This window comes from Moraxella sp. CTOTU48268, assembly GCF_032069585.1.
GTDB classification, from domain to species: domain Bacteria; phylum Pseudomonadota; class Gammaproteobacteria; order Pseudomonadales; family Moraxellaceae; genus Faucicola; species Faucicola cinerea.
The window spans coordinates 42,418-63,710 of the sequence record NZ_DAMALV010000006.1; the positions used below are offsets into that span (position 1 = coordinate 42,418).

General features: G+C 43.7%; 20 protein-coding genes and 2 tRNA genes. 10 read left to right on the forward strand and 12 right to left on the reverse strand.

All coding sequences use genetic code 11. The features are described 5' to 3' along the window. Nucleotides 1–56: 56 nt before the first annotated feature. Complete coding sequence (gene orn / locus RT143_RS03305; RefSeq protein ID WP_099808247.1) at nt 57–608, reverse strand: oligoribonuclease; 552 nt, start codon at nt 606–608, stop codon at nt 57–59. Nucleotides 609–791: 183 nt separating this feature from the next. On the opposite strand from orn, the gene rsgA reads away from it, so the two are divergent. The 5 genes from rsgA (at nt 792) to RT143_RS03330 (ending at nt 4,515) form a co-directional block, all read left to right on the forward strand. Then, nucleotides 792–1,862 (forward strand): ribosome small subunit-dependent GTPase A, encoded by a 1,071-nt coding sequence (gene rsgA, locus RT143_RS03310; protein ID WP_313091145.1) that lies wholly within the window; start codon nt 792–794, stop codon nt 1,860–1,862. A 131-nt stretch (nt 1,863–1,993) separates the two neighbouring features. Then, nucleotides 1,994–2,422 carry a rhodanese-like domain-containing protein gene (locus RT143_RS03315; protein ID WP_007114958.1) on the forward strand — a complete coding sequence of 143 codons (429 nt, stop codon included), beginning with the start codon at nt 1,994–1,996 and terminating at the stop codon, nt 2,420–2,422. Nucleotides 2,423–2,556: 134 nt separating this feature from the next. Beyond that, nucleotides 2,557–2,817 carry a glutaredoxin 3 gene (grxC, locus tag RT143_RS03320; protein WP_036589920.1) on the forward strand — a complete coding sequence of 87 codons (261 nt, stop codon included), beginning with the start codon at nt 2,557–2,559 and terminating at the stop codon, nt 2,815–2,817. 153 nt (nt 2,818–2,970) lie between these two features. Continuing rightward, nucleotides 2,971–3,402, forward strand: a complete 432-nt coding sequence (gene secB, locus RT143_RS03325; protein ID WP_007114956.1) for a protein-export chaperone SecB — start codon at nt 2,971–2,973, stop codon at nt 3,400–3,402. Nucleotides 3,403–3,714: 312 nt separating this feature from the next. Then, a complete protein-coding gene (locus RT143_RS03330) occupies nt 3,715–4,515 on the forward strand; it encodes a pteridine reductase (protein ID WP_313091148.1) in 801 nt (266 codons plus the stop codon). Nucleotides 4,516–4,599: 84 nt separating this feature from the next. Here RT143_RS03330 and RT143_RS03335 read toward each other — a convergent pair whose 3' ends face one another. The 6 genes from RT143_RS03335 to folD form a co-directional block, all read right to left on the reverse strand. Next, complete coding sequence (locus RT143_RS03335) at nt 4,600–5,952, reverse strand: S1C family serine protease (protein ID WP_313091150.1); 1,353 nt, start codon at nt 5,950–5,952, stop codon at nt 4,600–4,602. Nucleotides 5,953–6,208: 256 nt separating this feature from the next. After that, entirely contained in the window at nt 6,209–7,756 is a 1,548-nt protein-coding gene (gene lysS, locus RT143_RS03340; protein ID WP_313091151.1) for a lysine--tRNA ligase, read from the reverse strand. Between the two features lie 96 nt (nt 7,757–7,852). After that, the gene (gene prfA / locus RT143_RS03345) at nt 7,853–8,947 is read right to left on the reverse strand and encodes a peptide chain release factor 1 (protein WP_060994394.1); all 1,095 of its coding nucleotides are present in this window, start codon (nt 8,945–8,947) and stop codon (nt 7,853–7,855) included. Between the two features lie 120 nt (nt 8,948–9,067). Further along, entirely contained in the window at nt 9,068–10,225 is a 1,158-nt protein-coding gene (locus RT143_RS03350; RefSeq protein ID WP_313091152.1) for a beta-ketoacyl-ACP synthase III, read from the reverse strand. Between the two features lie 265 nt (nt 10,226–10,490). Then, complete coding sequence (locus RT143_RS03355; protein WP_313091286.1) at nt 10,491–11,201, reverse strand: class I SAM-dependent methyltransferase; 711 nt, start codon at nt 11,199–11,201, stop codon at nt 10,491–10,493. A 143-nt stretch (nt 11,202–11,344) separates the two neighbouring features. Continuing rightward, nucleotides 11,345–12,214, reverse strand: coding sequence for a bifunctional methylenetetrahydrofolate dehydrogenase/methenyltetrahydrofolate cyclohydrolase FolD (gene folD / locus RT143_RS03360; protein WP_036589930.1), 870 nt, complete (start codon nt 12,212–12,214; stop codon nt 11,345–11,347). Nucleotides 12,215–12,437: 223 nt separating this feature from the next. Here folD and RT143_RS03365 point away from each other — a divergent pair. From RT143_RS03365 to RT143_RS03385, 5 genes are all read left to right on the forward strand, one after another. Further along, a tRNA-Cys gene (locus RT143_RS03365) sits at nt 12,438–12,511 on the forward strand. 161 nt (nt 12,512–12,672) lie between these two features. Beyond that, nucleotides 12,673–12,759 (forward strand) — tRNA-Leu (locus RT143_RS03370). Between the two features lie 176 nt (nt 12,760–12,935). Continuing rightward, nucleotides 12,936–14,183 (forward strand): tyrosine-type recombinase/integrase, encoded by a 1,248-nt coding sequence (locus RT143_RS03375; protein ID WP_313091153.1) that lies wholly within the window; start codon nt 12,936–12,938, stop codon nt 14,181–14,183. Next, nucleotides 14,158–14,619: a hypothetical protein gene (locus RT143_RS03380; protein WP_313091155.1), complete on the forward strand. Its 462-nt coding sequence runs from the start codon at nt 14,158–14,160 to the stop codon at nt 14,617–14,619. The genes RT143_RS03375 and RT143_RS03380 overlap by 26 nt, the downstream gene beginning before the upstream one ends. 14 nt (nt 14,620–14,633) lie before the next feature. Beyond that, entirely contained in the window at nt 14,634–14,828 is a 195-nt protein-coding gene (locus RT143_RS03385) for a hypothetical protein (protein ID WP_313091156.1), read from the forward strand. Here the strand turns inward: RT143_RS03385 and RT143_RS03390 are convergent. Genes RT143_RS03390 through RT143_RS03410 form a run of 5 tightly spaced genes read right to left on the reverse strand, consistent with a single transcriptional unit; the run spans nt 14,825 to nt 21,293 of the window. Next, the gene (locus RT143_RS03390; protein ID WP_313091158.1) at nt 14,825–15,268 is read right to left on the reverse strand and encodes a lysozyme; all 444 of its coding nucleotides are present in this window, start codon (nt 15,266–15,268) and stop codon (nt 14,825–14,827) included. The genes RT143_RS03385 and RT143_RS03390 overlap by 4 nt on opposite strands. Before the next feature lie 25 nt (nt 15,269–15,293). Then, nucleotides 15,294–15,695 (reverse strand): hypothetical protein, encoded by a 402-nt coding sequence (locus RT143_RS03395; protein ID WP_313091160.1) that lies wholly within the window; start codon nt 15,693–15,695, stop codon nt 15,294–15,296. Then, a complete protein-coding gene (locus RT143_RS03400) occupies nt 15,692–16,219 on the reverse strand; it encodes a hypothetical protein (RefSeq protein WP_313091163.1) in 528 nt (175 codons plus the stop codon). Before RT143_RS03400 ends, RT143_RS03395 begins: the two co-directional genes overlap by 4 nt. Before the next feature lie 29 nt (nt 16,220–16,248). After that, nucleotides 16,249–16,431, reverse strand: coding sequence for a hypothetical protein (locus RT143_RS03405; protein WP_313091164.1), 183 nt, complete (start codon nt 16,429–16,431; stop codon nt 16,249–16,251). Beyond that, nucleotides 16,428–21,293, reverse strand: a complete 4,866-nt coding sequence (locus RT143_RS03410; RefSeq protein WP_313091166.1) for a TipJ family phage tail tip protein — start codon at nt 21,291–21,293, stop codon at nt 16,428–16,430. Before RT143_RS03410 ends, RT143_RS03405 begins: the two co-directional genes overlap by 4 nt.

Here is a 21,293-nt window from a genome sequence, read left to right on the forward strand (position 1 = left end):
TTTTGGATAATTTCAAGTATTATGATATGAATTGTATCGTTTTAAAAATTTTACTGTTAACCAATAAACTTAAAAAAATGCTCTTTATAATGGCGCAGTTCACGAATCGAATCGCGGATATCATCAAGTGCCAAATGATTTCCTTTTTTCTCAAAGCTTGACAAAATATCGGGACGCCAGCGATAAGCCAGCTCTTTGACCGTTGACACATCTAAATTGCGGTAATGAAAAAACCGCTCAAGCGTTGGCATTTGACGTGCCAAAAACCGTCTGTCTTGGCAAATCGAATTGCCACACATCGGTGAGCGTCCTGATTCGACATATTTACTCAAAAATGCAATGGTTTCGCTTTCTGCTTGAGCCATCGTCACGTTACTACGGCGAATACGGTCAATCAGTCCTGATTGCCCATGTTGGCGCGTGTTCCAATCATCCATGCTGTTGAGCACAATGTCAGGCGTATGAATGGCAAACACAGGACCTTCGGCTAAGATATTGAGTTCACTGTCAGTCACTATCGTCGCTATTTCGATGATGGTATCGTTGAGGGTATCTAGACCTGTCATCTCAAGGTCAATCCAAATCAGATGTTTTTTATCAACCGCCATACTGTTGCCTTTTCATACTCTTTAACAAATAATCCGCCATCTTAGCAGATTTTACAGGTAAAATATTGGTTTTGTTGGCGATTGCTCATGCGTGCTCATGTAGCGAGCCTAAAAGTATTGCAAAATTTTATAAGGTGTTAGTATGGTAAAAAATCCCCTAGTGGCTGATGTAGTGAATAGCGTATGGCGTTAATCCGTAAACGTAAACTCACTGACCAGCAAACCCGCCGCATCCAAAAACAACAAAAATCCCAGCAAGTGCTGGACGATGCCCAGCTGATGGATGGCATTGTTGTCGCAAACTTTGGCAAGCAGCTCGAAGTCCAAGCCACTAGCCTACCGCAAACCCTGCCTGAAAAACCGATTGTCGCCGCTGACGAGCCAGAACCGTTTTGGCAACCCATCACCCTGCACAGTGTTTGGCGTTGTCACACCCGTACCAACTTGCCACTGATTGCCACTGGGGATAAAGTCCGTTTTATCGCTGACCCAAATACAGGACTTGGGCGCATTGAAGCGATTTATGATAGACAAAGCATCATCAGCCGCCCCGACCGTTACCACAAGCTCAAACCCATCGCCGCCAATGTCGATATTTTAGCGGTCGTATTTGCGCCGCTGCCGCTGCCGTCTGCCCAGCTGATTGATCGGTATTTGGTGGCTTGCCATCACTCAGACATCACGCCATTGCTAATTTTAAATAAAGCCGATTTGTTGGCAGATGGCAGTCATAGCGAGGTGACAGAGCTACTGTCAGCCTATCAGCAGCTTGGCTATGCCACCTTAGTGACCCAATCAAATGGTGACTTAACCCAACTAAAAAACACCGTCGCCGGCAAGAATGTGATTTTTGCTGGTCAATCAGGGGTTGGCAAAAGCAGCTTGGTCAACCAGTTATTGCCTGCTGCGGGACAATCAGTCAATGAAATTTCAACCATTTCACAGTTGGGTCAACATACTACCACCACCAGCCGATTTTTAGCGTTTGACCCGATGGCGCTCAGCAAAGGCGCCATTATTGATACGCCCGGTATTCGCGAATATGGGCTTTGGCATTTGACCCCTGATGATATTTTGCAAGGCTTTATCGAGCTTGCGCCGCTCGCCCCCTACTGCCGTTTTCGCGATTGCAAACACACCGAGTCCACGCCCAATTGTGCGATGTGGCAGGCGGTGACAGACGGGCAAGTGCTAGCAAGGCGGGTGGAGAATTTGGTGCTACTGCAACAAGAAGCGGCCTCGCAGGATTTTTAAGCTTGCGATTTTAGACCAAATATTAGACTAAATAAAAGTTTCTTAAAATTGACAACTACCGTTATAATACAGTCAATTTTTTATGGGCAATCAAACGATAATTTTGACGCAATGCCCCTGTGGAGGATATCTTGGAACGTTGGTTTGAGTTTATGGGTCATCACCCATTTTTATTTGGCACCATGTTTGTGCTAATTGTGCTATTTTTTATGCTTGAGAACAAACGCGGCGGCAAAAAAATCAATCCAAATGCAGTGGGCTTGATGGTTAACAACCAAAACGCTCAGCTGATTGATATCCGACCACGAAAAGATTTTGAAAAAGGCTATATCAAAGGCAGCCGCAATATCCCGTTTACTGAACTAAAAGATCACGTTGACGCACTTCGCAGTGCTGACCATCCTATTATCATCGTTTGCCAAATGGGTATGACGGCGGGTACCGCCGTGGCAATGATTGGTAACGACAACGTTTATCGTCTTGATGGTGGTATTACCAATTGGCAAGCCGCAGGTTTACCTTTAGTGGTAGAAAAAACCGTGTCCGGCAAAACCAAATAAGATTGGTTGGCTGTTCACAATTTGAAATTTAAATCGCCAAGCCCCATAACCATCAATAACGCTTTATTATCTCATCGGTATCTGATAATAAGCTTTTAACCCAATTTAGAAAATCCAGAAATAAGGAGATTGTTATGGCTATGGTGAAAATTTATACCACACCGACTTGCCCCTATTGTATGCAAGCTAAAATGCTATTAAAAAACAAAGGCCAAGCATTTGAAGAAGTTAATATGTATGATGTGACCACAGAGGAACGTCAGGCATTGGCGCAAAAAACCAATAATTACCGCACAGTACCGCAAATTTTTATTGGCGATAATTTCATTGGTGGTTATGACCAACTTGCTGGTCTTGAGCGTCAAGGCAAACTTGATGGTCTATTAGCGGATTAACCGTTCGCAGATTAAAAAACTTTACTAGAACTTTACTAGATAAATAACCCCCATTATAAATACAGTTGATAGTTTTTAGACTAGTTTTTAAATAAAGTTAAAGCTGTCATATTGTTATAATTCCCGTAAGAACAGTTAATTGAGGACACTACCATGGCAGACGAACAAAACTTACCACAACTGGCGCTAGAGCGTATCTATGTTAAAGATATGTCATTAGAAGTACCGGGTGCAGATGTATTTACCCGTGAATGGCAACCAGAGCTTGATATCAACCTATCAAGTGCCGCTGAAAAGTTGGATGATGACCATTACCAAGTGATATTAACCGTTAATGTGACTGCTAATAACGGTGGTGAAACCGCATTTATCGCAGAAGTACACCAAGCGGGCATCTTTATGTTGCAAAATATCCCTGAAGAACAATTGGGAGCAATTTTAGGTGCGTATTGTCCAAACGTATTGTTCCCTTATGCCCGTGAAGTGGTCAGTGACATTGTGACCCGTGGTAGCTTCCCACAATTGTTACTTGCGCCAGTCAATTTTGACCAAGCCTATCAACAAACGCTTGAGCAAGGTAACTAATTTTTTTTAAAGTTAACTATTTTAAAGCTAACTAATTTTTAAGTGTCAAAAATTAAGAGTGGGATGACTCCTGCTCTTTTTTTATGTAAATTTAAGGTAAATCGTTAGGACTTGGTGCGCCATTTGGTGATGCTTTGGCTAAAGGCATGGGTGCTTTGCTGATAATCTTGCAGCGCTTGATAAAGTTGTGTCGCTCGTTTAAGGTGTGTGATAATCATGAGGTTTTCCAATCCCAACCAATTGGGCTTATATGAATTAAAGCATGAATGATTAAAACGACAAACCGCTTAATCAAATAGACGTAGGTAGCAAATGATGTTAAATCCAGCCGCGATAAGCGAAGTATCCAATCCGTACCGCGTGGCGTGTGTCACAGGTGGCGCCAAACGAATTGGTCGGGCGCTTGTGCTGGCACTGCATCAAGCCAATTATAATATCATCATCCATTACCACACCAGCGAATCAGAAGCCATGGAACTTGTTGATTACTGTAATGCCATTCGCCCACAGTCAGCAAAAAGTGTGCAAGGGGATTTAGAGGATTTTGAAACGTTACCACAATTGACTTGGCGCATAATCAACAGTTTTGGTCGATTGGATTGTTTGGTTCATAATGCCTCACGCTTTTACCCGACGCCCTTTGGTCAAATCTCTCAGCAAGACTGGCAAAATTTATTTTTGACCAATGCGCAAACCCCGTTATTTATCAGCCAATATTTATACCCTTATCTAAAAAAATCGCAAGGCTGTATTATCAGCATTTTGGACATTCACGCCAATGGCAAGCCATTTGGGGGTTATACAGTCTATAACATGGCAAAAGCCGCGCACCAAATGATGGTGCAGTCGCTAGCAATCGAACTAGCACCCGATATCCGCGTCAATGGCATTGCACCAGGTATTAACATTTTACCCATAGAGGGCTCTGAGCAAGCGCTCACCGCTGAAACGATTGACAAAATCTGCCGCGCCGTACCGTTAAAAAGAATTGGCACACCGCAAGATATCGCGCAAGTGGCGGTATTTTTGGCAGCTGCCCCGTATATCACAGGGCAGATTATTGCAGTGGATGGCGGGCGTGGTTTGACCTTAGCAGGTAATGAAAACAGATAACCACAGCAGGCAACCAGAGCAGGTAAAGCACCTAACTAACCGCAACGCAGCAAACTTTTGAAGTTTTGAAGTTTTGAATAACGTTTAATGATGTTTTTTCAGTAATTCCATTAACTCTGCTCGAATGTCATCCTCATTGCTGGTGCCATTTTGATTAGCACTATCATTATTTTGGTCAAAGTTTTGTGAGGTGGGTAGCTCGGTCAAAGTCTCTTGGGGTTGTCTTTCGCCTAGGGTCACATTGACGCTGCTTGGCGCTTTATTACGCATCACTTGGAGATTGACCACACTGTTGGGTGCTTTACGTGCGACCATTTGAATGAGTGTATTGGCATCATTGACAGGTTTATTATCCATTGCGGTGATGATATCCCCTTTTTGCAAGCCCGCTTTGGCGGCAGGACCATCGGGCATCACGTTCATCACTTCAACGCCCTGGGTGTCATCACCTAGCTTGGTTGGGTCTTTCATCGAACTTTGTAATTCAATCCCAAGCCAGCCCCGGTGCACTTTACCATCTTTAATAATGCCATTCATCACAAGCTTGACAATCTCGGTAGGAATGGCAAACCCAATGCCCATTGAGCCGCCCGAGCGTGAAAAAATCGCGGTGTTGATACCAACCAGCTGACCATAAGCATCCACCAGCGCACCCCCTGAGTTACCGGGATTGATAGCGGCATCGGTTTGGATAAAATCTTCCACCGTGTTGATACCGAGTCCCGTGCGCCCCGTTGCCGAAATAATGCCTTGGGTGACGGTTTGACCGACCCCAAACGGGTTGCCAATTGCCAACACTACATCACCCACTTGGGTGGACTGTTCACGAAATCCTAAGGGTTTCAGCCCTGTCAAATCAACTTTAATCACCGCCAAATCACTTTCCACATCGTTGCCGATGACTTTTGCCGTTGCCTTACGACCATCATTGAGCATCACGATAATGTTATCGGCTTTGGAAATCACATGCGAGTTGGTGACGATATAGCCATCTTGCGAAATAATGACACCCGAGCCTAAATTGGTATTATCGCTTTCGCCATTGGGGATACCGTGATATTCAAAATAGCGGCGCATCATCGGGTCATTCATATAGGGATGCTCCTCGATTTTTTGCGTGGTATAGATATTGACGACTGACTGGGCAGCGACAGCGACAGCATTGTGATAAGAGGCCACCGCAGCATTTGGATTATCACCGAGTTTTTTAGTATCGACAGGCTCAGATTTGGGCGGCTGCCAACTGGTCTGACTGGCTACCATCGCTTGATTTTTTTGCCAAGGCAACTGTGGCTTGGTCATCATCCACAAGCCCGCCAACAGGACTAGTAGTAACAGAATCCAAGGGAGGATTACATTAAATTTGTTAGGTTTACGATACGTAGGCGGCAAAACAGGTGGGGTTTCCAAAGGCTTGTCTGAACGGGGGTCTGTCATAGTCAACGTTTCTCAACGATAGGTCAGAAAATAGACGGGTTTGAGCGAAAAATACAGTTTAGTCTAACACTGATTATTTGATGAGTTGAGCCGATTTTTTATTAGTTTTGTTTCAAAAGATATCTTTGATATTACTGGCTTCAATAAGGGTAAGGGTTGGCTTTGTTGAGGACTGGATTATCATAAAAAAACCGCAGTCACCATAATGACTGCGGTTTTCAAAGCTAACGCTATATTAACGCTGTATTGGTATTTTTTAGACGTCTTTACGTCGCATATGGGGGAACAAAATCACATCACGAATACTCGGTGCATTGGTAAATAACATCACCAAACGGTCAATACCGATGCCCTCGCCTGCAGTCGGTGGCAAGCCATAGGACAATGCTTCGATAAACTCTGCATCATAATGCATCGCTTCATCATCGCCTGCATCTTTCTCAGCCACTTGTTGTTTAAACCGCTCGGCTTGGTCGATTGGGTCATTGAGCTCGCTAAAGCCGTTGGCAATCTCACGCCCGCCGATAAATAGTTCAAAACGGTCAGTAATCTCGCTATTGTCATCGTTACGGCGTGCTAGCGGTGAAGTTTCGGCAGGATATTCTGTGACGAAGGTTGGTTGGCGCAGTTTGGTTTCTGCGGTTTCTTCAAAGATGATGGTTTGCAGTTTGCCAATCCCAAAGATGTCTTTAACGTCTTGTCTGAGTACGTTTTTGGCATAATCCGCTAGATAATCACGGTCTGCAATTTTGCTCATGTCAAAATTATCCGCGTATTTTTCAATCGCTTTGGTCATTGGCAAGCGTTCAAATGGCGCTTTAAAACTAATTGCTTCACCTTGATAATCAATCTCCGTGGTACCTAAAATATCGTTTGCCAGTTTTTCAAACATATTTTCAGTCAGTTTCATCAAATCTTCATAATCGGCATAGGCTTGATAAAACTCAATCATGGTAAATTCTGGGTTATGACGCGCCGATACCCCTTCGTTACGAAAATTACGGTTGATCTCAAACACACGCTCAAAACCACCCACGACTAGACGTTTTAAGTACAGCTCTGGCGCAATGCGTAAAAAAAGCGGCATATCAAGCGCATTGTGATGGGTGACAAATGGACGAGCCACCGCACCACCTGGAATGACGTGCATCATCGGGGTTTCAACTTCCATATAACGCTCATTTAGCATATACTCACGAATACCTGCGATGACTTTACTACGGATAATAAAGGCGTTACGGCTGTCTTCATTGGTCATCAGGTCAAGGTGACGGCTACGATAGCGAGCCTCCGTATCGCTTAACCCATGGAATTTGTCTGGCAGTGGGCGTAATGATTTGGTCAATAACTGTACTTCGGTGGCATGCACAGATAATTCACCGGTGTTGGTACGAAATACATAACCTGTCACACCAATAATGTCACCGATATCCCACGTTTTAAAGTCATTGTAAATCTCTTCGCCCAAGTCGTTTTTGCTGACATAGGCTTGGATACGCCCTGTCATGTCGGCAATGGTCACAAAGCTGGCTTTACCCATCACCCGTTTGAGCATGATACGACCAGCGACAGTCACCATGACTTTATCGCTGTTTGCCAATGTTTCTTTGTCTTTATCGGCAAATTGCTGCTGCAAATCTTGGGCGTATTCTTTGCGTTTGAATTGATTTGGATAAGGGTTTCTGCCTGCTTGTTTGATTAAATCAAGTTTGCTGTGACGTTGTTTGATAAGTTCGTTGACGTCTTGGCTGTCTTCCACATGCGCTTCGGTTGCTGCATTTTCAGTTTGGTTTTGCTGTGACATGATGTTTTCCCACAATTTTAGTTACACTATCAAAAGTTAAAATTTTTATGCCAAATGGTAAAAATAAAGTTTTATCCTATTAATCCAACATACCCGTTATTCTTCCCCACTCACCGATGCCATCAAATCGGCTTGGTGCTCACGCAGTAGGCTGTCGAGAAGCTCATCTAAGTCACCCTGCATAATCGCATCGAGTTTATACAGCGTTAAATTAATACGGTGGTCGGTCATTCGCCCTTGCGGAAAGTTATAAGTACGAATGCGCTCCGAGCGGTCACCACTACCGACAAGGTTTCTACGCATATCGCTCGACGCATCGATTTGTTTTTGCACTTTTTCTTGCTGAATTTTGGATACCAACATTTTCATGGCTTTATCGCGGTTGGCGTGTTGGCTACGCTCTTGCTGACACTCGACCACCGTGCCTGTTGGAATATGGGTAATACGCACTGCAGAGTCGGTTTTATTGATATGCTGACCACCTGCACCACTGGCACGATACGTATCGATACGCAAGTCGGCAGGGTTGATATCCACGGTATCATCAATCTCAACTTCTGGCATCACCGCGACCGTGCAAGCCGAAGTATGCACCCGTCCTTGGCTTTCAGTCTCTGGCACCCGTTGCACCCGGTGTGCACCCGACTCAAATTTTAAGCGACCATATACACCCGTGCCCGATACGCGGCTGATGATTTCTTTATAGCCGCCATGCTCACCTTCGTTCTCGGACAATACTTCCACTGTCCAACCTTGGGTTGCCGCATAACGCTCATACATACGGAACAAATCCCCACTAAAAATCGCCGCTTCATCGCCGCCCGTCCCTGCTCGAATCTCTAAGAAGGCAGGCACTTTATCATTCGGGTCTTTAGGCAGCATCATCACATTGAGCACGTCTTCAAGCTCATTGATGGTATCTTTGGCGGCTTGGATTTCTTCTTGTGCCATTTCTTTCATGTCGCCATCGCCCGTTGAATCTGACAGCATTTCTTCAGCGGTTGCCAAATCTTCTTCCGCTTGGCGGTATTTGCCCCAGACATCGACCAATGCTGATAAATCACTGTGCTCAACCGATAATTCACGGAATTTTTTGTTGTCATTCATGGTTTCTGGCTCAGACAGCATGGCGGTGACTTCTTCGAAACGGTCAGACATTTGGTCAAGGCGAAAACGTAAAGATTCTTTCATAATGATGGCTTAAAAGTTTTGGCTTAATTTAGGGCCTAAAAATAAAAATGGCAAAATAATCGGATATTTTGCCACATTTTGGGGGGATTTGCATGGGTTTCGTGATAGGCAATAAAAAGCTTAGACTTTTTTAACCAACACACCCCCAATTGAGTAACCTGCGCCAAACGAGCAAATCACACCCAAATCACCCGATTGCATATTTTCTTGGTGTTTATGAAACACGATCATGGGACTGGCGGAGCTGGTATTGGCATATTCTGCCAGTACCATGGGCGCGATTGATTTATCCGCATCTTTGCCCAACACGGTGCGTAAAATCAAATCAATCATGTTGGCATTGGCTTGGTGCAGCCACATTTTTTTGAGTTGTTGTGGCTCAACGTGGTTTTTATGGAGCAGTTCAAGGATTAAATTGGACACGGCAGGACACACTTCACGAAATACTTTGCGACCTTCTTGCAAGAACAATTTGTCGGTCACAGGCGCGTCGATATCAGGATACATCGGTGTACCAGCGGCTAAGAATTCACTGCGATCCAAAAAGCCGTATTCATTTTTAATATTGGTTGAAAACTGAGTAAACAGATGACTATCTAAAATTTCATAGCCTTTGGGTGTGGCTGTTTTTTCGTCAATCTCTTCGATAATCGTCGCGGTTGCCACATCGCCAAAGATAAAGTGGCTGTCACGGTTGCGCCAGTTGAGGTGCGCTGAGGTAATTTCGATATTGACCATGGCGACACGTCTGGCAGTGCCAGATTTGATCAGACCGACCGCTTGGGCGATACCAAAGGTTGCTGCGCTACAGGCGACGTTCATATCAAAGCCAAAACCGCCTTGCATACCAATATATTGTTGGATTTCAATGGCGATGGCAGGATACACGCGCTGGAAGTTTGAACAAGCAACAATAATACCGTCTAAGTCTTTACCTTGTAAACCTGCATTGTCCAGTGCTTGTTTGAGTGCATCTAGACCCATTTCTGCCATGATGGACATCTCTTCGCCAAGCTTGCGATAAGGAATCACAGGCGCCATGATATCTGGGTTTAAAATTCCGTCTTTTTCCATCACATAACGGGATTTGATACCTGAGGCTTTTTCGATAAATTCAGCCGTCGAATGCACGAGTGCTGTCTTCTCACCACGGGCGATGGCATCGGCATTTTTGGCATTATAGTTGTCAACATATTGGTTAAAAGTTGCGACCAACTCTTCGTTACTGATGCTGTAAGGCGGGGTGTATAATCCTGTGGCAGTGATACAAATACTCATATTAGGATTCCTTTTCTAAACGTAAAACGGGAAGGCAATCATCTAGCTGTTGTCATCAATAATGATGCCGCGGTGCATGCCATCGGGGATGGTATTGAACAAACAGATGATTAAAAATAGGGGTGTGGCTTATTATGCCTTGAAAATAGCGATAATGCGATAACTATGTTACAAATTATTTCATAGCCTTAAAAGTACAGAAAACAAAGGCGAGGGTTTTTGGCGGGCATACACTTCATACTACTATAATCCTGCTATTTCTGAGTCAATCGGTACTGCGATAAAGGACTACTTGGTTAAACTGCTTGGCTTCATCCATATCGGGCAAAGTGGTTGTGTTATCCAACGTCGTTACCTTGTGGTAGCGCGGGTGAGCAAAATTTTTGACGCGGCTATCAGCCACCCAAACCTCATGCGTGTATTGTAAGAACACATCTAATAACGGCAAGTTGGCTTTGTCATACAGCACATCCGCGACCAACAGCACATCGACTTTATCCATGCCAAATTGCTGTTTTAACTCAAATAAATTATCTAGCAGCTCAGCCGTTACCCCATTTAATTGCGCATTGGCTTGGCAGCTAGTTAGGCTCACGCTATCAATATCACAGCAAATGACCCGTTTGGCACCCGCCATTTTTGCGGCAATACCGACAATCCCCGACCCTGCGCCAAAATCCATCACCACTTTATTGCGCACCATCTGTGGCTGCCGCAAAATATACTGCGCCAATACTTGCCCGGACGCCCATGCAAACACCCAATATGGACAATTATTCCACAGATTTTCTATCACCGCTGGCGTCAAATCTTCATGACAAAAATCTGGATCAATGAGCCATAAATAAAAAGGTTGATTCGGCTTAGATAGTAGCGGCACATATGTCTTGGCAAGCTTAGCGCTAGGCAACACTTGCTGCAATGCGGTAATCAGTTGGTGAAAAACGGCTGATGAGTCAGCAGCATTTGATGGCATTGAGGTTTTATAGGGGGAAGTTTTATAGGTCGAAGTTTCAGCATCAGTCACGTAGAGATCTCCAGTCATGGTGAAAAAATGAATACAAAAAAAATGTACAAAAAAAGGAAGCTTTAAACACTTCCTTTTTTAATTCAAACCCATTATTTTGCTGCTGCTTTTTCTGCCGCTTCTACCGTTTGACGGATGAGTGTATTGATGGTCATTGGACCTACGCCACCTGGCACTGGGGTATAACTTGAGGCAATAGCTTCGATACCTGTCAGCTCAATATCACCCACGCCACCGCTCGTGCCATCCGCATGGGTACGCGGGTGAAACCCTGCATCGACCACCACGGCGCCCGATTTAATCCAATCTTTTTTGATAAGTTCTGGTTTCCCCACAGCACCCACCACGATATCCGCTTGTTTGACCAATTCTGCTAAGTTCTGGGTACGTGAGTGGCAAATGGTCACAGTACAGTTGGCGTTTAATAGCATCATCGCCATCGGTTTACCCAAAATCGCGCTACGACCCACGACCACCGCATGCTTACCAGCAAGCTCAACGCCGTTTTTTTCTAATAAATACATAATGCCTTGCGGGGTGCAAGAACCATACGCAGGCTCGCCCATCGCCATATTGCCAAAGCCTAAACAAGTCACGCCATCCACATCTTTTGCCAGCGCAATGGCATCAAAACAGGCACGCTCATCAATTTGGCTGGGCACAGGGTGTTGTAGCAAAATCCCATGCACGTCAGGATTGTTGTTAAGCTCGGCAATTTTTGCCAATAGCTGCTCGGTGGTGGTGGCTTGTGGCATTGCAACTTTTAAGGAATCCATACCCACACGTTGACAGGCATTGCCTTTCATTTTGACATAAGTTGCAGAGGCAGGGTCATCGCCCACCAAAATCGTTGCCAAAATCGGCGTGCGTCCAGAGTCTTGTTTTAACTTGGCAACCCGCTCGGCAAGTTCAGCTTCCATTTGTTTGGCATACGCTTTGCCATCTAACACTGTCGCAGTCATGGTGGTTCCTCAATTAATAACGAATCGGTCAACAAAAAGTCGGTTAGCAAAAAATTTGCGTTATTTTAACCGATTTTGTGGCGTGATAACATCCATTGAAAATGTTTAACCGCTAAATTAGCGCTCAAATACCCTTCACAATCCTTCATTACATCGCTTAAATGGCTAAAAAAGTCCTTGCACTTTTAAAAATTTTTGCTATCATAGCAAACCTAAATGAAATGGCTGGGTAGCACAGTGGCCATGCATCGGATTGCAAATCCGCGGACGCCGGTTCGATTCCGGCCTCAGCCTCCATTTTCATTTTGCGGTACTATTGTTTTGTTATTATGAGTCAGCAATAAACGCGAAAAAATATCGTAAAAAATTGCTTGCAAAGTTAACAAAACTGATTATAATAGCACCCACTTCTGACACAGACACCACACGACGCCAAGCGTCAGTGCTGTGACTACCCTGCCCGGGTGGTGAAATTGGTAGACACAAGGGATTTAAAATCCCTCGCTCTTACGAGCGTGCCGGTTCAAGTCCGGCCCCGGGCACCATATATTGAAACCCTTGATAATGCTGATATCAGGGGTTTTTTAATGCCTAAAATTTACCTTTTTTAAGCTATCTAAATCACACGTCTTTCGCTGTCGAGTATACTATCCGTATACTTTTACAAGCCTTTTTAAATGGATTAATATACTTGCCATGTATTCACATGTAGTATATTTTCATGGCAAATAAACTCTCTAAAACATTCATTGATAATCTCAAATACGACGGTAAAGATAAAATCTATCAAGACTCATCTTTAGCCGGCTTTGCCGTGTTTGTCCGCAAATCTGGAAAAACCTATATCGTCAATAAACGTGTGGCTGGCAAGTTGCACCGAGTTGTCATATCTGACATATCGCTTATCACACTGACTGAAGCCCGAGAAAAAGCCGTTACCATTATCAGCAATCTGGTCCAAGGCATTGACCCCAATAAAAAGCAAAGTGATTCCCCCGCTACAGTACCAACACTCAGAGAATGTTATGAGTACTTTAAAAGTAAAAAGACATTGACCGATGAAACGATTAAATCCTATGACCGCCAAATATTAACACTGCTTAAAGATTGGCTCGATTTACCAATTAACGATATCACCAAATCAATGATTAGTGACCGCCATGCCAGACTTACAAAAGACAGTCCAGCGCAAGCCAATGCATCGATGCGCGTACTTAGGTCGGTATGGAACTATTGCCGTCACTCTTTTCTCGATGATGAAGAAGAACCTATCATCAAAGAACAACCCATCAATATTCTTAATGTCAAAAAAGACTGGAACCCGATTAAACCTAAAAAACGCCACGTCGAAGAAGAATACTTGGGCAAGTTTTTAAAAGCTGTACTCGAGCATATAGATAGATGGTCACATAGACAGGCGCCATATTCTCACAATGCCCGTGATATTATGCTTGTGTTTATGATAACCGGCGTAAGACTCAATGAAGCGCAAACACTGGCATGGTCGGATATCGATTTAAAGACTGGCAAGATTTTATTCAAAGATACAAAAAATGGCAGTGATTATCCGCTGCCCATGGGTGATGTTTTATGGGCGTTAATGCGGCACCGGGCAAAGTTTGCCCAAGGTAGCGAATGGGTGTTCCCGTCGCAGATAAAACGGATTGATGATCATGTCAAAGACTTGGGTGGCAGCTACGAAGTGATTAGCGGCAAGGCTGGTTTATACATTACGCCACATGATTTGAGACGCACTTTCATTAGTGTGGCCAATCGATTGTCAATGAATTACCCAGTTTTGAAAAGATTGCTAAATCACCAGGACAGCAAGACCAGTGACGATGTGACGTTGCAGTATATCCAAATCTCACAGCGTGAAATTCGTGAAGCACTCAATGAGATAGAGAAAGTGTACTTTGCAGAAGCTGGATTGACACAAGAAGATGTTATTAGCAAATATTTTACTTAAGCCTTTAGTAGAGTCTGATATGAATCGTAGACAACAAAAAGTTTTAAAACAATTTTTACTAAGCATGACTTTTCTAGCATTCTTATACTTTGTTGTCCTTCCCTGGTACATGGGCAGAATACAAAAAGCTGGTAATGACTTTTTGCAACAAAGTGAGCAGAATTATCAACAAACCATGGCGAATGTAAAAGCCCAACAGCAGCGACAAGAACAAGAAAGATTAGATCAAGCAATGAAGCCTGTATATGTTGAAAAAATACATCAGGGTTATACGACAAAACGCGCTGAAATTCGCACCTGTGCAAATATACACTGCACCGTAGTTGGACATTTGGACAAAGAAACCATGGTCAAATGGAATGAAGTAGAAAACGGCTTCATCAACTATGATTCCGCCTATTACATTAAGATTGCTGATGTTAAGCAACTGTTTTGATATTGAGGTTCAATATGCAACTTGACAACTTAGACTATCGCATCATCACCGAAGCCCTGTACCACCTTGCCACCAATCCTGATTTAGAAATCGGTGACAAAGCGGTGGCAGAGCTCACAGACGACGAACTTGAAAACCGGCTACTCTGTCTGAGAGAAAAAATCGCACGGCTTGAAAGTAAAAGCCGTGGTGATGATTATTATCTTTAAGACAAAAACAACTTACGTTCATCAGTGCGGCGTTTGGTAAGTCCTGCCAATACCTTGCCACCTGCACGGTTCCAGCGCAGAAATTGGTCAGCCGCACCCTTGTAATCTTTGGCATTTACTTTCTTGAGTAACGTGCTATTGCGTAGATTCTCTTGCCCCAAGTTATAGCAAAACGACACGAGCGCATCAAACTGATTTTGATTGATAGGCACTTGCACATAGCGATTGACTGCATCCTCGTACTTGGCAAGCATTTTATCGAGTAGCTTATCTGCAACCGCTTCGCTAATTGGTGCATCTCTTAGCGTCACTTTGCGCCCATCAGTGTAGTATGTCGCACCATAGCCAATAGTAGGCACACCTGCTGGGCATAGATAGGGCTTGGCTCTAAAGCCTTCGTATTGCTTGATAATCGCTTTACCTTTGTTACTTGTTTTCATTGCCGTTCTCCATAAAAAAACCGCCTTATTTGGCGGTGTGGTTTTTGTTTGGTTTGTCTTGATTGAGTTGGTCTTGCAGCAACTGCTTAAGTCGATTTTTTTCATCTGACAATGCTTGATTATTAAATTTCATGCGTCTAAATATCTTTGAGTAGTTTCTAATAAGAAGCACTACAAGCCCCAGGATAACTACCATTAGACACCTAGCTACTATTGTTTGTCTTGATGGTCTAAATACCTCACTACCCCAATCAGCCCAAATCAGCATAGTCCATAGGAGAATCGTTAAGTGCATGATGCTCGATGATACATAGTCTCTTGTGATGTATTTTTTGCTAAATAAGGCAATTAACGTCAAAAATATCGCAACCATTGGCGTCAGTCGGTTGAGACTTAGCATATAGTCAATGTTGGTTAAATCAATCATGACTCACCCCCTTTGTCGTCCATGCCAAAAAATACTTTTAAGGCTCTAAGGAAGCGATTTTTCACAATACCCCCTGCTTCACCTGCCGCATTTACCATGCCATTTTTGAGCATATCGCTATGTAGTATCACAGATAAGTTGTTAAGCAGGACAACGCCACTGAAGGCAAATGCTAGTGACGTGATAAACATTAATTCAAATGTTGGCGGCTTAGTGGTAAGGTTTGGTAGTATCACAAATGCGCCAACGATACCCAGTAAAAAACCCATGAAAAAGTTTTTAGCCTTGCCAGCCTTCGAGTGCTGCATGGTATCAGTAAACAATGAGCCAACCGCCCCAACTAAGGCTAAAATAAAAACCATCAAGTACCCAAACCATAATGGCAGATACAAGTGTAAAAAAGGTTGAGCAATGTTTAATTGCTCGGTGATAGCGACAGCAGATGCCGCAGACAGCACGATATTTCCAGTGCTGCCAACAACTCCAACAATCGCTGTCTTGACTACAGCTACATTGTGCGGCATTTACGCCTCCTTAAGTAAAAAAACCTAGCTTAATTGCTAGGTTTGTTGTTCCACTGATTGTTATACCAATACCATGCCTTGTCGTAATTAGGCGGCTGAGTTAATGTAAAGTCTTTGTCATCCGTCAAGTCAAGCATGATACTGTTAATGCTGCCAGTGCATTGATATAAAAACTTACCATCAATAATTTGATATATAAACAATATACTCATCGTTTCACACCTTGTAAGAATATAGAAAAACCTTTCATAACCATATCAGCAGTTTTCCAAACCTGCCCATTGCTCCTTCGCATTATTACACCTTCTACTGAGTAGCGTGTATCTGCATTAGGTGGTACATCAAGAAACGGTGGTAGCGTAGTATTTACACCACCAATAGCTAAAGTATTATTGTAGTTATACACATCGCCTCTTGGGATTGCCTCAACTAAATATGAGCTACCAAACTCATACGTCTTAATTGTGTTGCCATTCCTCTTTAGAGTTAATAATAGATATAACTCTAAATAGTTATCTGCGCTATCTGATATGTAAGAATAACTGAAGTTAAATGACTCCATGCTTATAGTGACAATAACAGGCGACCCTTGAGTGTTGATACTAGATGCACCTAATTCTACTAAACCATTTTTACCAAACATGATAGCATTAGGGTTATATAGCATTTTTGGCACAACTACCGCTTCACCTGCAATTTGTAGCGTATCAACTTGTGCTGTGCCAATATTTGCGGTTGTAATTTGAGCATCACCAACAAGCAAGTTTCTAACACCCAACCCATCAACATAAGTGGTGATATTGCTAGTAGTTAGTTTATCAACCTTTGCAAGACTACCCAAACCAGTAACCTCACTTGTAGTTACCGTGTCTTTAGTAGCAAGACCACCCAAACCAGTGATATTGGCAACATCTAATGCCGTTCCCGACCCAAATAGTACGTTGCCATTGGCATCTCTGATAGACAAACCTCTAGTGTCAATCTTATCAGCCGTAATTGAGCCTGTAGCAATTAAATCACCTTTGATATACGTCCCAACTGGCACAGTCGTACCATTGATAACCTGTGGTGAGGTCAACACCATAAATGGGCTGACCCCGTTACCTGTGCCTTCAGGCGGTGCAATGTAAAACTTATCAGCACGGATGGCAAAGTCAAAATTATTTGTATCATCCAATGCTAAGCCAAACCCAGCAACACGATTATTACCGTCTAGTCTGATAGTGTACTGATTTTTGATTTTGCTCTCAGTCAACACCAAACTATCAAGGCGTTTTTTCTCGTCAAGTAATTGCTGTTTTTGTGCAGGGATAGCATCGAGCGCAGTTTGCGCCTCAACCCTTGCCGCTTGCAATTTAGCAATACTTTCGTCAGTTAATGCAGCATTATCTGGTGTGCGTTTGTCATTTAGACTAGCAATCTGTTTGGTTAACGTAGTAATGCTATCTTGTAGTTTTGTCGCTTGCACAGTTAATGCGTCAATACTGTTGTCATTACGCGCCTTTTCAGTTTCGAGTTTCAGCTTTGTTACATCACCAACCCCTTGTATCACTTCAACCGATTGCTTTTGACCATTCACCACGCCCTGCACTGTCGTGATTTTAGCGGCAAGCGCATCAACACCGTTTGAGTAAGTAAGTTCCTGCTCTTGTATCGCAGCTTTAATGCCGTTGATTTCGCTAACAGCATTGTCGATACGGATGCCAGTAGCAACATCGCCTTCAATACGTGCTGATTGCTCAGTCCATACGCCAGCTTGTTTATCGTTACCCGCTAATGACTCATTACTGCCCGCCATCTCTGGATTGACTTGAGCAAATACACCGTCAATCTTTTGAGACATTGCTGTGATATTTTGGTTTTGCTCGCCAACTAGGTTGGTGATATCCTCAACCGCTTTAGCACTGGCTTTAAGCGGCATCTCTTTATCATAGTAATCCGTTTTAAATTGACGAATACCGCTATTAATCGCATCATTTGTCGCTGCTTTTGTATAAACCGTATTTACAAATTCAGCAACATTACCATCTGACAGCGCAGTAATTAAGTCAACTTTACTTGCTACACTCGATAAATTATCGGCTAGAGTGTAATATTGACTGGTAATCTTGGCTTGATTGCTACCAAATTCACTGTTAAGATTATCAATCTTTAGTGACAAGCTACTATCAGCATCAATTCTTGCCGATTGCTCAGTCCACACCCCTGCAAATTTGTCACTACCCGCTAAATCGTTAGTGCTACCTGCCATCTCTGGATTGACTTGAGCAAACACGCCATCTAATTTAGTAACCAGTGTGCCGTTATCACCGATTTTAGTTGCAACCTCATCGACCACGCCACCGACATAATTGCCGTTGCTGTCTTTGTAGGTCTTAAGATAGGTGGTTAGCCCATCAGTGCTTTTGGTGATTCGTTCATTAACACCGTTTGGCGCATTGAGTAGGGTGTCCACATAATGCGTGTAGTCCTGTTGTACGGCTGCTTTTGATGCATTGATAGCGTTCTCACGGTTTTGTATCTCTTGCGATAACCCATCTTCAAGCGTACCGATTTTATCAATCTTTGCACCCAAATCTTTATAAAGCTGTGATTCGGTGATTTGACCGTTCAGCAAGTCTAATACTTTACTGGCATCGGCACTGGTTACGCCTTTAACCCAAGCCGTCCACGGTGATACATTGCCCAATTTATCAACGATACGACCACGATAATATTGCGTTAAATTGCCTTGTAAACCGTTAATTGTTGCGGTATTAGTTGGGTAGGCATAAGTACCTAACAGTGCGACATTGGTATCGGGCGCACTTGCTACTTGTATCTCAGTGTAGTTAGTGTCGCTTGAGCCTTGAGCAAACAGCCAATCCAACTGCATACCAAATAAAATACCTGTGGCTTTAAGGCTTGCAAGGCTGGGCGGCGTGCCTAATTTACCGACAACTGCCGTAAGCATAGATGTGGCAAAGTTTGATACCAAATCAAACGCGGACACAGACGCAACGCGCGCTAGATAGTTACCGCTATAGACGCCATCAATCTCAATTGAGTTGTTACCTGTGCGTGGTACTTTTGTCCAGTTGCCATCATCTTTGCGCCATTCAACATCATACGCTACTGCGCCGCTAACTTGTTCCCACGATACAATCATGGTGGCAATGTTTTGCCCTTGCTCAACACGATTGCGCTGAGTAATTGCAATGTTTTTAGGCGCATCGATGACGTTGGGTTTAATGATGCTGATAGATGTTGGCTCAACAATCGCACCATAATCAATGGCATCATACTTTTGCGGCTCATGCTGCAGCGCGGTGATACTAAACGTCACATCATCTTGCTTAATCGACAAGACGCGAAATTGCATCGTTTTTAAGTCACTGCTATCGACTGCCCATACGTTTTGTGAACTGATATCAGTAAACGCCATAGATACAGTTATATCACGACCATTGACAGATGACACAATACGGCGCTGCGCTTTACCGTTATTACCATTGATGATAAGCGTATCGCCTGCGCTCACAACAGTATCACGGTCAAGCGTGACAGTTAAAAAATCACTCGACACGGCAGATACGCGACCGCCATTGGCACGACCTGCTAGCACCTCATCAGATACGTTGATAATACTGCCCACAGTGGGGATAAAACCATCCAAGCCAGTTTTAAAGGTAACCGTGCGTGTCTCTAATTGCTCAGACTTTAACGCCCACAATCCTGCACGTTGCGCTTGCCCTTGACTGGTGCAGCCGACAATCGACAAATCAAGCACTTTAACGCCATATTTGGCAATCGCGGCTTCATCGCGTACAAATTCATATTCGGTTTTAAATTTTTGCTCGGGGTTATCCCATGCCACTTTTGCAATGGTATGACGATCACGCGCACGAGTACCTGTATAGCTAAACTCGCCGCCAACCACATTAGCACGGCTAAACGTATAAACAGGGTCTTTGGGTAAATCAGCATCCAATACGATCTGCTCGCCTTGCCAATAACTCATGGCTCTAAAAATTGATGCCAGGCTTTGCAGCACGCTAAACGCATCTTGCTGGGCTTGCAAATACACATTGACGCTAAAACGTGGCTCATTACCGCCTTTACCATCACTCACTTGTTGGTCGCAATATTGTGCAAGGGCATACAATGACCATTTATCAATCATCGCACTGGTGAGTCTATCACCCAAGCCATAGCGCCACTGTGTACAGATATCGTAATACACCCAAGCCGGATTGTTTGAGTAGGCTTGTTTAAACGTACCATCCCAAATGCCGTTATACGTGCGCGTTACCGGGTCATAGTTGCTAGGTACGGATATAATTTTACCGCGACAACGCACCGCCAGTTTAGCAACATTACTAAAGGTAGCAGCATTGTACTGTAGGCCAAGCATAGCGGTGTTTGGGTAGCGCAATTTAGCGTCAATAATCTCTGTAATAGCATCGACATACATTTTGTCCGAGATTAAATCGCTTGTCGCATTTGGTGTTAGGCGGCGCACACGGATATTCCATGTGTTGCCGCGGGGCAAGTCAATACGGTGGCTACGTTCATATTTTGCCGATGTTTTATCGCTGACTTGGGTATTTAAAACGGTTTGATACGCACCACCATCCGTTGACAAGTCAATCGCGTATTCAATCGTTATACCGTTTACATCGCCATTGGTTTCTTGCTTACGCAGCGCACCCCAAGACAGGCGCAAACGCACAGCAGACAACTGCCCATTGGTGACAGTTTTGACGTATGGCGTGCCACCTTTTAACTCGACATTGATATTGGTTTCATTCTCAACCGATGGAAAACCTTTAATATAGTCTTGGTCATTCGTACCACTGCGAAAATCCCACGTTACCGCTAGATTGCCATTATCGTCTTTAAAGTTAGGATTGCCGCTATCGTCAAGTAATGGCGTATCGTCAAGATAGATAGATTTTGCGCCATTGGCTAAGCCGCTGATTTCACCTTCAGACAAGCCGTACAGGATTTTTAAATAGCTGATTGACGCTGCGCTGTCTTTAGCAATATTAGGTTGTCGTTGCTGTTGTTGTCCTGCTTTTGCGCCTTTAATCAT